The organism is Bifidobacterium minimum (genome assembly GCF_000741645.1).
Lineage (GTDB): Bacteria > Actinomycetota > Actinomycetes > Actinomycetales > Bifidobacteriaceae > Bifidobacterium > Bifidobacterium minimum.
The window spans coordinates 33,161-48,829 of record NZ_JGZD01000008.1 but is presented as its reverse complement, the minus strand read 5'-3'; the positions used below and the strand labels follow the sequence as shown (position 1 = coordinate 48,829).

General features: G+C 61.8%; 4 protein-coding genes and 2 CRISPR repeat arrays (1 of these 6 running past the window's edge). Of the genes, 2 read left to right on the top strand and 2 right to left on the bottom strand.

The window, feature by feature from the left end:
- Positions 1–280: 280 nt before the first annotated feature.
- Positions 281–1,402, bottom strand: a complete 1,122-nt coding sequence (locus BMIN_RS08020; RefSeq protein WP_162177100.1) for an MFS transporter — start codon at positions 1,400–1,402, stop codon at positions 281–283.
- Between the two features lie 491 nt (positions 1,403–1,893).
- On the opposite strand from BMIN_RS08020, the gene gdhA reads away from it, so the two are divergent.
- On the top strand, positions 1,894–3,240 hold the full coding sequence (gdhA, locus tag BMIN_RS02915; protein WP_026647470.1) for an NADP-specific glutamate dehydrogenase: 1,347 nt from the start codon (positions 1,894–1,896) through the stop codon (positions 3,238–3,240).
- 1,071 nt (positions 3,241–4,311) lie between these two features.
- Positions 4,312–6,009, top strand: a complete 1,698-nt coding sequence (locus BMIN_RS02910; RefSeq protein ID WP_238565593.1) for an aryl-sulfate sulfotransferase — start codon at positions 4,312–4,314, stop codon at positions 6,007–6,009.
- Between the two features lie 224 nt (positions 6,010–6,233).
- Here the strand turns inward: BMIN_RS02910 and BMIN_RS02905 are convergent, their stop codons facing one another.
- Positions 6,234–6,524 carry a hypothetical protein gene (locus BMIN_RS02905; RefSeq protein ID WP_022861180.1) on the bottom strand — a complete coding sequence of 97 codons (291 nt, stop codon included), beginning with the start codon at positions 6,522–6,524 and terminating at the stop codon, positions 6,234–6,236.
- Positions 6,525–6,795: 271 nt separating this feature from the next.
- Positions 6,796–11,575: a CRISPR direct-repeat array (repeat unit 28 nt; unit sequence GGATCATCCCCGCGAGTGCGGGGCAAAC).
- 91 nt (positions 11,576–11,666) lie between these two features.
- Positions 11,667–15,669: direct repeats of the CRISPR family, unit length 28 nt; unit sequence GGATCATCCCCGCGAGTGCGGGGCAAAC; it runs 170 nt beyond the window's last position.

Genomic DNA, 15,669 nt, shown 5'->3' with positions numbered 1-15,669 from the left:
AGCGCATGGCCACCTGCCAGCGAATGGTCGCCGACACATCTTCGACACATCATTCCTTTGACATTCCCTCTCTTCTCCCATGCAACGCGCAGATTGACCCGTCATAGTATCAGCAGGTCCCGGTTTCCCCCCTTCCCCCCGGGACCTTTCCTTTTATCGTTCTCCACCACCGCCCCCCTTTTTTGCGCTCGCGAAACCCCGCGAAACCCTTCCCCGTCTTGTCTGGTTCATCGACATGACGATGAATCAGGCTTGGCGACGAACCGGGCTTGGCGACGAATCAGACCACGGCCACCGACGGCTCCGAGCGACGGGCCGCATGATCCACGATCGCAGTCACGACCGCGGCAAGCGACACGAGAACGGCGGCGACCACCATCGCGTTCCGGAAACCGGACTGCCATGCCCGCGCGACGAAGGCCGCTGATCCCCGGTACCCGGATTCGGCGTTGGCGACAGTGAAGGACTCCCTCCCCGAATTCATGATTCCCACGAACAACGGCGTCCCCAGAGCGGACCCCATCTGTATGAAGGTGTTGATGAGCGACACGCCATCGGTCTGATCCCCCATCGACAGCTGGGCCAGGGCGTTGGACTGATTGGGCGACCATATCAGCGCGATCCCCACGTAGACGCCCATGTTCACAAGCATGATGACCACGACCGGGGTTGAGGCGCCCACCGTTGCCATGACGACGAGGAACACGATGACCACGATCAGCCCGATCGTCATAAGACGCCGCGCGCCGATGCGATCAAACAGGCGTCCGGCCACGACGGTCAGCACGCTCATCGCATAGACCAGTCCGGAAAAGCCCAGCGTCGAAAGCACGATCGAGAGGCCATCGATGCGGGGACGGGTCACGGGTATCGAGGATCCCAGAACCAGAGATCCGGCCACCATGCAGACGACCACGGGAACGAGAAGAAGAGCGAACAGAGCCCGCCAATCCGCGACCATCAGGATCGCGCCCGAGACGATGGGCCCCACGGATGGCCCGACAAGGATCACGGCCGTGCATATCCCCATGATGAATCCGTGGCGATCGCGCGGATATATGGACAGCGCCGTATCGATCATGATGGGTGCGAGCAGTCCCGTGCCGCCGGCCTGCACCATGCGGGACGCGAGAAGCAGGGGAAATGTGGGAGCTACCACGGCGGCGGCGGTTCCAAGGAGGAAGACGCCCATGGCGCCGACGTACAGCTGCCGCGTGGTGAAGGTGCGCACCAGGAAAGCGGACACGGGGACCATCACGGCGACCACGAGCACGTATCCCGTCGACAGCCACTGCACCATCGACGCATCAACACGAAGCTCGTCCATGATGTCCGACAGCGCGACGTTGAGGATGGTCTCGTTGAACAGCGACAGGAACCCTCCGGTCAGAAGAACGACCATGATCGCGGTCGGCGGGCGGGACGCCGAAGCGGATGCCCCGTGTGATGCGCAGGACGGCGTCCCATGCGTGTCCCCCGTTGCGTGTGCATCTTCCGTTGCGCGCATGGTTCCCATTCCGCGCGCGTCCCCCGTGCGCGCGTCCACCGTGTGCGCATCCATCCTGCGAGCGTCCCCGCGCGGTTTCCGGCCATCATCGTTTCGTCCCGTCACCAATCACCTCTGTTTCATCGGAAGAATGGTCCACGCGCTCTCCCCACCGTCCAATGCCGGGCAGCAGGCTACTCGATCCCCTTGCTTTTCCCACCGCGCCATTCCCGTTACGAAGGTCCCGCGCACAACGAATTCGACGAGAATCGAATACGCCATAATCGAACCACGATGTACGATAAAGCACGGTTCGATGGCCACAAGCCGTCGGACGACCACGTACTTCGTAGAGGAAGGCGCGGATGAAGACAGTTGTCGCAGGGGGTCAGGTCTTGGAGAAGATCATGTTTACGGACGAATACACACAACGCGCCTACGACGAGGTTCTGCGGCGCAACAGCGACGAACCGGAGTTTCTCCAGGCCGTCCACGAGGTCTTCGCATCGGTCGAGCCCGTCATACGCGAGCATCCCGAATTCCGCGATGCCGGAGTGCTTGAACGGATCGCCGAACCGGAGCGTCTGGTGCAGTTCCGCGTGGCGTGGACGGACGACGCCGGACACGTGCGGGTCAACCGTGGATACCGCGTCCAGTTCAGCTCCGTGCTCGGCCCCTACAAGGGCGGACTGCGGTTCCATCCATCGGTCAACCAGTCGATTATCAAATTCCTCGGCTTCGAGCAGACCTTCAAGAACTCCCTGACCGGCCTGCCGATGGGCGGCGGCAAAGGAGGATCGGACTTCGACCCCAAAGGGAAATCCGATGGCGAGGTGATGCGGTTCTGTCAGGCGTTCATGACTGAGCTGCAGCGTCACATCGGCCCCTTCACCGACGTCCCCGCAGGAGACATCGGCGTGGGAGGACGTGAGATCGGCTATCTGTTCGGACAATACAGGCGCATCCGTGACGAGTACTCGGGCGTTCTGACCGGAAAGCCGCTCGAATTCGGAGGCTCGTTGGCCCGGACCGAAGCGACCGGATACGGTCTGTGCTATTTCACGAACAAGGCGCTCGAAAGCCTGCGAGGCGAATCTCTGGACGGGAAGACGGTGGCGGTATCAGGCTCGGGCAACGTGGCCATATTCGCCATCGAGAAGGCCCAGCAGATGGGAGCCACCGTGGTGAGCGCCTCGGACTCCACCGGATACGTGCACGACCCCCACGGGATCGATCTCGACGTTCTCAAGGACGTCAAGATCGACCATCATGGACGCATCGCGGAATACGCGGAACGCGTCGATTCGGCCGAATACCATGAGGGCAGCCGTGGCGTATGGTCCATCGCCTGCGACGTGGCGCTGCCCTGCGCCACGCAGAACGAGATCGGCGCCGATGATGCGGACGCGCTGATCGCGAACGGGTGCACGGTGGTCTGCGAGGGCGCGAACATGCCGTCCACTCCCGAAGCCATCGAACGCTACCGCGAGCATCACGTGCTCTATGGTCCCGCCAAGGCGGCCAACGCCGGCGGAGTGGCGGTATCCGGACTGGAGATGAGCCAGAACTCCATCCGCCTATCGTGGACGTTCGAGGGTGTGGACCAACGGCTCCACCAGATCATGGACGACATCTTCACCACATGCGCGGATGCGGCCGAACGTTATGGCGCCGCCGGCGATCTGATGCTCGGCGCGAACGCCGCCGGCTTCCTCAAGGTCGCCTCGGCTATGACGGCACAGGGACTGATGTGACAGACTGATCAAACTCGACAATGATCGCGACTTAACACTGATCACGACTCAACACTGATGGGATTTGGCTGTCCTGTGGAGGCACACAGGACAGCCTTTCTTTGCCGTTTCGCCGCCATTATTGTCTCGTTGGGCGGATTTGCGGTTCGTTGGGCGGGCGCCCTGAGAAGACCGAGACAACATTATCTCCGAAATCCTTGCAATTCCGCCATTTCAGAGCCTCGCGCGATTCGGGAATTCCCACGCGACGGACTCCGAATACCGCAAATCCGCCCAACGAAGGCAGGACAACCAACAGATGCCGCTATTCGACGATCCTGACCTTCCTTCGGCAAATGGAACACCGAATCGTCGACGGCAGGCGCTTATGGGGATCTCCGACATCGTACAAAGCGTTGTAGTGATGGCACGAAGGGCATTGGAAGAACACCTCCCCCGCGCGCTCATTGAGATGGCTGTGCGCCTCAACAGCGGACGAGAACCGTTTTGCGCGACGCGTGGATGGTCGCGACGCGGATGGGCGGGAACGAAATCGGCCCCGCGAAGACGACGATCCCACGCCTCCGGACCCTGCGGACGACCCATTTAACCTTTCATATGATTCTATTGACGCAATCAAGGAAAAAGTGAATATTCCGATACGAAAAAAACGAGAGTAGGACCATTCCCCGTGAACCGCCATAATTAGCGAAAATGCGGTAGAGAACAGTGCAATCGAATAAAGGATGATTTTCAATACTTCATTGACGGCACGCCTCACAGGACCACAATCGGATATTCGTTTCATATCATCCCCCTCTTTCCCGAGCATAATGAATAATAGTCTGACGAATAGATGAGAATATCCATCTTCGATGTACTTTGAGACGCAACTAATTCGATTCCCATGCGAGAAACACTCGAAGCAATTCGCGAATGGATCCAATCGCACCGGTTTTCGGCAATCGGAAGACAGGCATATTCCTAGCTTTCTCATACCTCAGGCTGATACAAATCCACCGTGGGGAATGCTAGGGCATCCCTCCATCGACCAGAACAGGACCATCGGACGCAGAAAAGAGAAGGACGATCGTGAAACTCCCCCCACAGGTTGGCAATCCATTGGCGAGATGGCGCGCGAGGCGGCTGGCCGTCTCCATCGTGGCTGTGGTGGCGGTCGTCACGATGGTCCTCCTCTCCTGGCAGCCCGTCAGCACGCGGATCGACTCCGCGCGGGCGGCCGCGCTGAAGAGCAGGGTCGAGAGGATCTACACGGCCTCGTACCAGAGCAAGGCCCAGAGCGACCTCGTGTCCGACCGCGACTCCGAATCGCACGACCAGGACAACATCTACACCAAGGAGAACCCCTACGGGACCAACATGACCGGCCTGTACGTCTACTTCACCACCGCGCGGGCCGCGAAGGTGTCCTACCGGGTGAGCACGCCCAACAAGTCGTACCCGGACTTCAGCGCGACCCCGAAGGGCGGGGCCACGTACAAGACCACCCATGAGTTCCAGGCCCTGGGCCTCATACCGGGCAAGAGCAACACGGTCACCATCACCATCACCTACAGGGACGGCTCCAGCTACACGCGCACCATCAAGCACAAGGGCGCCAGCCTGCTGGGATGGGCGGACATGCGGCTGACGAGCACCAAGGCGAGCAGCGAGCAGAACCTGGGCGACGGACTGTACGCGATCCTGGGCAACGACAGCGACGGGCAGGACTTCACCCTCCTCTACGACAAGCAGGGGGTCCTCAGGGCCGAGATACCAATCCTCTACTACCGCAGCCAGCGGCTGCTCTTCGACAGGAACGGGCTCATGTGGTTCAGCGCCGCGACGACGACCATGGCGGCGATGAACAGCCTGGGCAGACTCGTGAAGATCTACGACCTCGCCGACAAGTACATCCTCCACCACGACTACGTCTTCGACGGGGACCAGAACATCCTCATCCTCGCCACCGACCTGTCCCGCAAGGACCAGACCGTCCAGGACCAGGTCGTCAAGCTCAACACGTCCACGGGCAAGGTCACGCACGTGCTCGACCTGGGCGACCTGTTCCCCTCGTACAAGAAGACCACCAAGAAGACCGGCAGCATATACGCGACCAAGGAGAACTCGAGGACGGACAGCGGGACCAAGGTCAGGTGGGACTGGATGCACATCAACACCATCCAGTACACGGACGACGGGTCAGTCCTGCTCTCCTCGCGCGAGACGTCGACGGTCATCAAGGTCGACGACATCGAGGGCACGCCGTCGATCGGATACCTCATGGGCGTGAGCAGCTTCTGGAAGGGCACCAACTACGCGAAGTACTCGCTGAGCAAGGTCGGCGACTTCCCCGACTCGGGCGGCCAGCACTCGGTGACGTACGTCAAGGACGACTCCCTGCCCGAGGGCCAGTACTACGTCACCATGTTCGACAACAACTACGGCAACAGCCCCACGCGGCCCGGCTTCGACTGGAGCCAGATCGACGGGATCAACACGGGGTACATGGGAACGTACTCGAAGTACAGCAAGTACCTGGTGGACGAGGCCAAGGGGACGTACACGCTCGTGAGATCGTTCACCGTGCCCTACTCGCCAATCGTCAGCAGCGTCCAGGACCTCGACGACGGGACCACGCTCGTGGACTCGGGGACCAAGGGCCTGTTCGGCATCTACAACGCCAAGGGCAAGCTGATCCAGCAGTGGCGAATCGCCATGCAGAGCGGAAACATCTACAGGGTGTACCAATACGATTTCAAGGGCTTCTTCTTCGCATCCAAAGCGTGAGACGAGCCTGACACAAGCTGCCGGCAGCCAATCCCACCGGCAGCCAACCAGCGGTCCGATTGCGTGGGCGTGTTGCATGGGCGTGCCATTCGTGCGATTGGTCCACTTCCCCATTCTCGCGAACGTCTGGTTGCCTACTCGGAACTGGTCTTACTGTCGGTTTCCCGTTCGGGGCATAAAAACCCACCTGTTCGGATGGCTAAGAGTTGGATGCGGCGACGCTGTTAGTAAGCGTAGACTCCCCCGAGGTCGTCTTTATCGTCCTGCTCGGCGATATCCATGGTTGCCCGGACCAGTTCCTCAGGTAGACTCACGCCATACTTCGGTGCCTCACCCACCAATGGGATGAGCGCCTCGTATGGCTCGCCGGCATCGATGTCGGCCTGAAGACTAACCCGCAGCTTTTCATTGAGATGTGGTGTCATGATCGCGAGAGCTTGGAGAGCAAGCTGCCGTTCTTCTTCCTGGGCCATGATCACCTTCTTTTCTATGGGATAGAACATTGGGATGAGCATATCGCACACGATTTCCGTGTTTTGATGATGGAGAGATTGCCTCGGACATGCACGCCATGATGGGTTCTATCGCATTGCCACCGGTTCGCGTCGTATTCACGGACCCGTCCGGAATCTGCAACGGTGAGTGATAACCCACTTGTTTTTGCTGCTGTTCGCATCGACGGGGAGTCGCGTCGTCCAATTTCGGGGATTCGACGCTGCTAATAAGAATCGTCCCCCGCAAGTGCGAGGAACCCCGTCATCGATGTCAACGACTATCGTCGGTATAAAATCATTCCCGCGAGCGCAGGGCAAACTCTCTCTCCCGTCTCTCCTCGGTGCCGGATCATCCCCGCGAGTGCGGGGCAAACGACTCGACGACGGTGAGCCTGTCGGACGAGTCGGGATCATCCCCGCGAGTGCGGGGCAAACCGACGAGCGGCGCCCTCTGCACGGTGATGGTCCGGATCATCCCCGCGAGTGCGGGGCAAACCTCCACCAGTCGACACGTGTGAGCGTCGAACAAGGATCATCCCCGCGAGTGCGGGGCAAACGCGGCTCCCGCCTGCTTCACCTTGTCCCAGTTCGGATCATCCCCGCGAGTGCGGGGCAAACTCGATTGCGCGGCCCTGCATGTTGGCCTGACGCGGATCATCCCCGCGAGTGCGGGGCAAACCTATTGGTGTCCGTCGCTCCGGCCTTGAGCGCCGGATCATCCCCGCGAGTGCGGGGCAAACGGTAGCCGTGGGCGGCATGTATTTCGCTAACACGGATCATCCCCGCGAGTGCGGGGCAAACTTTTTCTGAAGTTGCATGGCGGTGGTCGTGCCCGGATCATCCCCGCGAGTGCGGGGCAAACGTGGAACGGAACCAGCCAACGCACCGGCAAGCCGGATCATCCCCGCGAGTGCGGGGCAAACGGGCTGCGTCTCTCGCCACAACCAGGTATGCGAGGATCATCCCCGCGAGTGCGGGGCAAACGCGACCACGCCACCCGCCATGAACGGCAATGCCGGATCATCCCCGCGAGTGCGGGGCAAACACAGCAGTTGGGAGCGTATCGGCTGGCTTCGGCGGATCATCCCCGCGAGTGCGGGGCAAACCTGAAACCCTACCGGGACAAGCCCGTCCGGGACGGATCATCCCCGCGAGTGCGGGGCAAACTGCACGGCGATCAGGTCGTGAAGCCAGTACGTGGGATCATCCCCGCGAGTGCGGGGCAAACTGTCGCACGGTCTGGTCGAGGAGACTGCCGATAGGATCATCCCCGCGAGTGCGGGGCAAACTGGTGAGCTGTGTTGGCTTCTCCTCGTCGCGCCGGATCATCCCCGCGAGTGCGGGGCAAACACCGCCGGACAGCCGAACCCGTACGGGCTGATAGGATCATCCCCGCGAGTGCGGGGCAAACGTCCCAGGTCCGGAGATGTATCCGCCGTCGGACGGATCATCCCCGCGAGTGCGGGGCAAACTCCTCTGGACGCGTCGCTGCTGGCAGTGAGTTCGGATCATCCCCGCGAGTGCGGGGCAAACCGCGGCATGACCGCCGCGATCCTCGGCCAGCTCGGATCATCCCCGCGAGTGCGGGGCAAACCCGCGTTGGGTCAATCATTGACCGAGCTCCGGCGGATCATCCCCGCGAGTGCGGGGCAAACAAAGCCAAGCTCGGCACGGCACTGCTGCCCATCGGATCATCCCCGCGAGTGCGGGGCAAACGACGGGTGGCCGGGGACCACGTTCACCGTATCAGGATCATCCCCGCGAGTGCGGGGCAAACCGACTGGAAGGGCATGACGTGGATCCTCGACGAGGATCATCCCCGCGAGTGCGGGGCAAACGGGTATGAGCCCGAATGTCACCGTATGGCATTCGGATCATCCCCGCGAGTGCGGGGCAAACCATTTGGATCCAGCTTTGTTCATCCCTCCTCAGGGATCATCCCCGCGAGTGCGGGGCAAACCAAGCCCCATCTGCCGGACGGAATGCGCCCCGAGGATCATCCCCGCGAGTGCGGGGCAAACATCGCGCAAGCCGGAGCGCAACGCATCATGGGAGGATCATCCCCGCGAGTGCGGGGCAAACCGACTGGACGGGCATGACGTGGATCCTCGACGAGGATCATCCCCGCGAGTGCGGGGCAAACCCTTGCGCAGGCGGTCGTTATCGGCGAACAGGCGGATCATCCCCGCGAGTGCGGGGCAAACATGGACGAGCGCGCACCGTTTCGCCCGATAGGAGGATCATCCCCGCGAGTGCGGGGCAAACGCATTGTTCAATCGTGAGGCTGACCGGATGGGCGGATCATCCCCGCGAGTGCGGGGCAAACAGACCTACTCCGCTGGATCGGCCGGCAAGACGCGGATCATCCCCGCGAGTGCGGGGCAAACAGACTCGGACCCACCGAAAACGGAACCGAGTTAGGATCATCCCCGCGAGTGCGGGGCAAACATCGTCGCCGTGACGCTCACATGCTGCTCGTCCGGATCATCCCCGCGAGTGCGGGGCAAACTTAGAAAATATCCATGTCTCATCGGTTACCCCCGGATCATCCCCGCGAGTGCGGGGCAAACGAACAGACCGATGAGGAAATTGCCGCCCAGGAAGGATCATCCCCGCGAGTGCGGGGCAAACCGGTGGTTTGCGGCAAGACTGGCGGGGGACAGGGGATCATCCCCGCGAGTGCGGGGCAAACTTTCTCCTCCACGTTGCGTCCATCGGCCTGTAAGGATCATCCCCGCGAGTGCGGGGCAAACCGGACGGTGAGCGTGCCGAAGACGACGCCCCAAGGATCATCCCCGCGAGTGCGGGGCAAACAGAGCCAGTCGAGGGACGTGCCGAGGGCGTCCAGGATCATCCCCGCGAGTGCGGGGCAAACCTCAACCAGCTGCAGAACGCGCTCGACGGGGGAGGATCATCCCCGCGAGTGCGGGGCAAACGTCATGCCCGCCATCGCCACGTTCATCGTCGGGGGATCATCCCCGCGAGTGCGGGGCAAACTGATGGCGGTCTTGTTCTGGGTCTCGTTGGCTGGGATCATCCCCGCGAGTGCGGGGCAAACCACTGCTTGTTCTCGTCGAATACTCCCACATACGGATCATCCCCGCGAGTGCGGGGCAAACTTCTTCCGGACGGTCTGGAATGGCATGGTTTCAGGATCATCCCCGCGAGTGCGGGGCAAACGACCCATACGCTACCCTCATACCGCTGTGGCATGGATCATCCCCGCGAGTGCGGGGCAAACAAGGCCCTGAGCTACAAGTTCCAGGATGCGTTCGGATCATCCCCGCGAGTGCGGGGCAAACGACTGGCAGACCATCCTCGAAGCACTCCAGACAGGATCATCCCCGCGAGTGCGGGGCAAACACGCATCCGATGATCGCCAGTCTCTGCGCCGCGGGATCATCCCCGCGAGTGCGGGGCAAACTACAACGAGGAGGCAACCCTCCCCGGCGTAGCAGGATCATCCCCGCGAGTGCGGGGCAAACCTCATCGTCCAGCATTTCGCCGCCATCAAGACCGGATCATCCCCGCGAGTGCGGGGCAAACAGCGAGCTCGATGTGTTCGATCTCTGCTCGTTCGGATCATCCCCGCGAGTGCGGGGCAAACCCTTGTCCGTGCCGATCGGCTGCCCGCTCTTCAGGATCATCCCCGCGAGTGCGGGGCAAACCACACTCGTAGGTTCGAGCAGGAGCGCAAGCGGGGATCATCCCCGCGAGTGCGGGGCAAACCGGGTGACGAGTTGTGGGCGGCGCGTCGGGAGCGGATCATCCCCGCGAGTGCGGGGCAAACATTGGCATGGGTTCTTCTTTTCATCGCAATCTGGGATCATCCCCGCGAGTGCGGGGCAAACGATGCGACGCCCGACGAGGACCACTGCTACCAAGGATCATCCCCGCGAGTGCGGGGCAAACTTTCATCCAGTTCGGCGATGCCGGTATCGGAGCGGATCATCCCCGCGAGTGCGGGGCAAACGTCGTAAGATCCATGTTGGGTGTCGCTGGCATCGGATCATCCCCGCGAGTGCGGGGCAAACGGTCTGGCGTGGCGAGTTCTGGACGCGCAGTTCGGATCATCCCCGCGAGTGCGGGGCAAACGGTTTTTCTTTTATGGCATGAGTGACATAGCCAGGATCATCCCCGCGAGTGCGGGGCAAACTCACGTCCGACGAGTATCAGGGCAAAACCAATCGGATCATCCCCGCGAGTGCGGGGCAAACCATCGGCTTCTCCCATTTATGAGCTTTCTCAGAGGATCATCCCCGCGAGTGCGGGGCAAACATGTGCTTGGCGTAGCTCTTGTCGGCTGTGTTCGGATCATCCCCGCGAGTGCGGGGCAAACTCTGCTTAGTTATCTAACACCTGATACCGCACAGGATCATCCCCGCGAGTGCGGGGCAAACGTGCAGCAGGCGAACGAGTGGATGCCTGAGGCCGGATCATCCCCGCGAGTGCGGGGCAAACCATGCCGTTCTTCCGTGATGAGGGTGGCAAGTAGGATCATCCCCGCGAGTGCGGGGCAAACGCTTCGTACACTCCCTGGATATGCTCTTTGATCGGATCATCCCCGCGAGTGCGGGGCAAACTTGCCCGTGCTGAGTTCGACGAAGTCCACTTCCGGATCATCCCCGCGAGTGCGGGGCAAACGGCGTATCAGTCACGGTAACGACACGTCCACCAGGATCATCCCCGCGAGTGCGGGGCAAACGCTTGCAATATCCCACGTCCACCGCCACCGATAGGATCATCCCCGCGAGTGCGGGGCAAACGTCACTTTTCATGTAGTAGCACCATTTCAGGTCGGATCATCCCCGCGAGTGCGGGGCAAACTCTGCTGCAATTCGGCTAGTAGAGCGTTCAGATAGGATCATCCCCGCGAGTGCGGGGCAAACTAATTCTTTTCATGCAATCCTGAATATGCCTGCGGATCATCCCCGCGAGTGCGGGGCAAACCAGTCGTGACTTCGCAAAGAACTGGGGTCGCTCGGATCATCCCCGCGAGTGCGGGGCAAACTTGCTTCTGCTCCTCACTCTGTAGACCGTTCGAGGATCATCCCCGCGAGTGCGGGGCAAACCATCACGCCGAAATCGGGTGAGACTGAAATGCGGATCATCCCGCGAGTGCGGGGCAAACCGGGAGAGCATGGTCAAGGATATTATCAACAGTGGATCATCCCCGCGAGTGCGGGGCAAACGGTGTGGCGCTCGACTGGCATGGTAACCGGTTGGGATCATCCCCGCGAGTGCGGGGCAAACCAATCCGGCAAGTGGGAGGATGGGCAGGCGTTGGGATCATCCCCGCGAGTGCGGGGCAAACGCGGTCTTCATGTTGTTCTTCACGTCGGCTCCCGGATCATCCCCGCGAGTGCGGGGCAAACCGGTGAACACGCACGCCTGCATGAACGGGATTAGGATCATCCCCGCGAGTGCGGGGCAAACTTAAAGCGGTTCAGACGGCGAAGGCGAGTGGTAGGATCATCCCCGCGAGTGCGGGGCAAACAGAAACCGGCCATCCTCCCGCACTCGAATCTCAGGATCATCCCCGCGAGTGCGGGGCAAACGATCGCATCACCCCAACCATATGCTTCATCATGGGATCATCCCCGCGAGTGCGGGGCAAACTTGGAGCATCCGAATGACAGTCCGGTGCTGCGCGGATCATCCCCGCGAGTGCGGGGCAAACCCGACCGGACAAAAGTTCACGGACGTGCGCATAGGATCATCCCCGCGAGTGCGGGGCAAACTACGGTAGAATCGGAGCTGGAAATCGGTTGCACGGATCATCCCCGCGAGTGCGGGGCAAACATGCAGGGTTTCGGTGACTCGCTCCAGAAAAGCGGATCATCCCCGCGAGTGCGGGGCAAACCCGGTGGCCCCCACCGCCTTCCACACCATGCCCGGATCATCCCCGCGAGTGCGGGGCAAACTTAGTGGGTTCTTTCAGGGTCTGTGGGATGGCAGGATCATCCCCGCGAGTGCGGGGCAAACATGATCGCGCTCATGTCCGAACCGCCGACGCCCGGATCATCCCCGCGAGTGCGGGGCAAACGGAGACGGGCGACACGCTTACTTTCATGCGGCCGGATCATCCCCGCGAGTGCGGGGCAAACGGAGACGGGCGACACGCTTACTTTCATGCGGCCGGATCATCCCCGCGAGTGCGGGGCAAACGTTTACGGCAATGGCATCGATGCTCCATATTTCGGATCATCCCCGCGAGTGCGGGGCAAACTCCACCGAGCATTCGGCCAGCATCGGCTCCCGGGGATCATCCCCGCGAGTGCGGGGCAAACGGCCATCGTCAACCGACGCCTCACAGGCGACTCGGATCATCCCCGCGAGTGCGGGGCAAACAGATCGCGCTCGCGCTCACCGCGCTCATGATGCGGATCATCCCCGCGAGTGCGGGGCAAACCTTGGCATCGGCTACGAGTCCCAGTACAACCGGGGATCATCCCCGCGAGTGCGGGGCAAACGCTGGAAAGTGGTCTCTGAAGACTCCGCGAATAGGATCATCCCCGCGAGTGCGGGGCAAACACATATGGTTGGTTTAATGTATGGACGCTCCACGGATCATCCCCGCGAGTGCGGGGCAAACTGTTTCTTGCCGAGCAGGACCGAACTCCACAAAGGATCATCCCCGCGAGTGCGGGGCAAACCTGATGCCGTTGGCTCGAGCGACGGACGCACTGGGATCATCCCCGCGAGTGCGGGGCAAACTGGCATTCTGGGTAACGGTACTGCTCACCTGACGGATCATCCCCGCGAGTGCGGGGCAAACGGCATCAAGACCGACGTGAGCAAGGCCATGAAAGGATCATCCCCGCGAGTGCGGGGCAAACCCGCTGTGCTTGCCGTAGGCGTTGACCAACTGGGGATCATCCCCGCGAGTGCGGGGCAAACCCATTGGGCTCAAGGAATTTGGCCGGTGCGATAGGATCATCCCCGCGAGTGCGGGGCAAACGGCACGAAGGGCGACATCTACACGCGCGTGTGCGGATCATCCCCGCGAGTGCGGGGCAAACATATTCTAATCGTTGTGGATCAGTTTCCATTACGGATCATCCCCGCGAGTGCGGGGCAAACGTCGACGGGGTCCACTGCGGAGGATGTCTCCTGGGATCATCCCCGCGAGTGCGGGGCAAACATATACAATGCGGTGCTCGGATCGCCCGTATACGGATCATCCCCGCGAGTGCGGGGCAAACGATTATTGCGGATAGGAGGGTGACGATGGATTCGGATCATCCCCGCGAGTGCGGGGCAAACACTGGAGCGACCTATCTGGGTACGTACACGGACGGATCATCCCCGCGAGTGCGGGGCAAACCCGGTACACGGTCCGTTACCGCAAACCCGACCAGGATCATCCCCGCGAGTGCGGGGCAAACACAATGAGGAAACGAATCCTGGGCCTGCTCACCGGATCATCCCCGCGAGTGCGGGGCAAACCTGTGCCCCTGTCTCCTACGGGAGGCAGGGGCCGGATCATCCCCGCGAGTGCGGGGCAAACCTCATCGATCCAAATCGGCCGACGCGTCGAGACGGATCATCCCCGCGAGTGCGGGGCAAACTCCAACTCATGCTGATTTCCTTTCTCGAATTTGGGATCATCCCCGCGAGTGCGGGGCAAACGCGCTCGCATGCCCAAGCATCCGCTGCAGTGCCGGATCATCCCCGCGAGTGCGGGGCAAACGACGCGGAGAAAACGGGAAAGACCGTCAGCGATGGATCATCCCCGCGAGTGCGGGGCAAACCGTGACGAGATTCTTCCTACTCATGACTTTTCCGGATCATCCCCGCGAGTGCGGGGCAAACTGAATGGACGCTCATCGCCGTCCGGCTGCAGGCGGATCATCCCCGCGAGTGCGGGGCAAACAGCCCCGTGGGCTTTTGCCGCCGCATGGCAGTAGGATCATCCCCGCGAGTGCGGGGCAAACAAAGGCTGTCCCGCCGTCGATTTCATCGACCCAGGATCATCCCCGCGAGTGCGGGGCAAACGCCGTTGCCGTTGTATCTGTTGTATCTGTGGATCATCCCCGCGAGTGCGGGGCAAACATCCGGCATGGCCTGCCACAAGGTCGCCAATCCGGATCATCCCCGCGAGTGCGGGGCAAACTGAGTGGCGACGTGCACTCTGATTCCCTCGTCCGGATCATCCCCGCGAGTGCGGGGCAAACCCGCTTCACACTACGGCGAATCCCTTCGGACTGGGATCATCCCCGCGAGTGCGGGGCAAACTGATCGTCGCGCATGCGACGGGCGGTTCGATTCGGATCATCCCCGCGAGTGCGGGGCAAACCTCCTCGAGGAGGAGACGCCCGGACGCATCGAAGGATCATCCCCGCGAGTGCGGGGCAAACCGTCGGGCATGGCAGTCTGGCCATGGTCGAGCAGGATCATCCCCGCGAGTGCGGGGCAAACCAGGCCGAACTCTACTCGGTCCCGCCACGATACGGATCATCCCCGCGAGTGCGGGGCAAACGTCAACGAGTCCTACACCGAGTCCACAGGCACCGGATCATCCCCGCGAGTGCGGGGCAAACCCTGTGACTGACTGACCGGGCTGGCTGTCGGCGGGATCATCCCCGCGAGTGCGGGGCAAACTGAGAATTGGCACTACATGTTGTGGTTCTCAACGGATCATCCCCGCGAGTGCGGGGCAAACGCCGCCGGCTTGGCTACCGGAACGGCCGTCCCCGGATCATCCCCGCGAGTGCGGGGCAAACAGATTTACGGATTGAACCTGCATGTCAGCCAGCGGATCATCCCCGCGAGTGCGGGGCAAACCTCATGGAACCGCCCGAACCGCCACGCTTCGACGGATCATCCCCGCGAGTGCGGGGCAAACATCTTCGGAACAAGCTCATGACGTTCAACGATCGGATCATCCCCGCGAGTGCGGGGCAAACATACTCCTGGGATCCCAAAGCCAGTGATAACGGGGATCATCCCCGCGAGTGCGGGGCAAACGCCTGCCAACTGACCTTGTCCGCGAGCAGACGCGGATCATCCCCGCGAGTGCGGGGCAAACGAACTCCTCCAGGCCGCGGAACTCGCCAGCGTGGGATCATCCCCGCGAGTGCGGGGCAAACGGATTGGCTGCTGTTTCCGATGGCGTATTCGTCGGATCATCCCCGCGAGTGCGGGGCAAACCTGCCGTTCGCGG

Coding starts and splice junctions, on each gene's coding strand:
- BMIN_RS02905 (WP_022861180.1), bottom strand. CDS start 6,524: ATGCTCATCCCAATGTTCTATCCCATAGAAAAGAAGGTGATCATGGCC.
- BMIN_RS08020 (WP_162177100.1), bottom strand. CDS start 1,402: ATGGTCGTTCTTCTGACCGGAGGGTTCCTGTCGCTGTTCAACGAGACC.
- gdhA (WP_026647470.1), top strand. CDS start 1,894: ATGTTTACGGACGAATACACACAACGCGCCTACGACGAGGTTCTGCGG.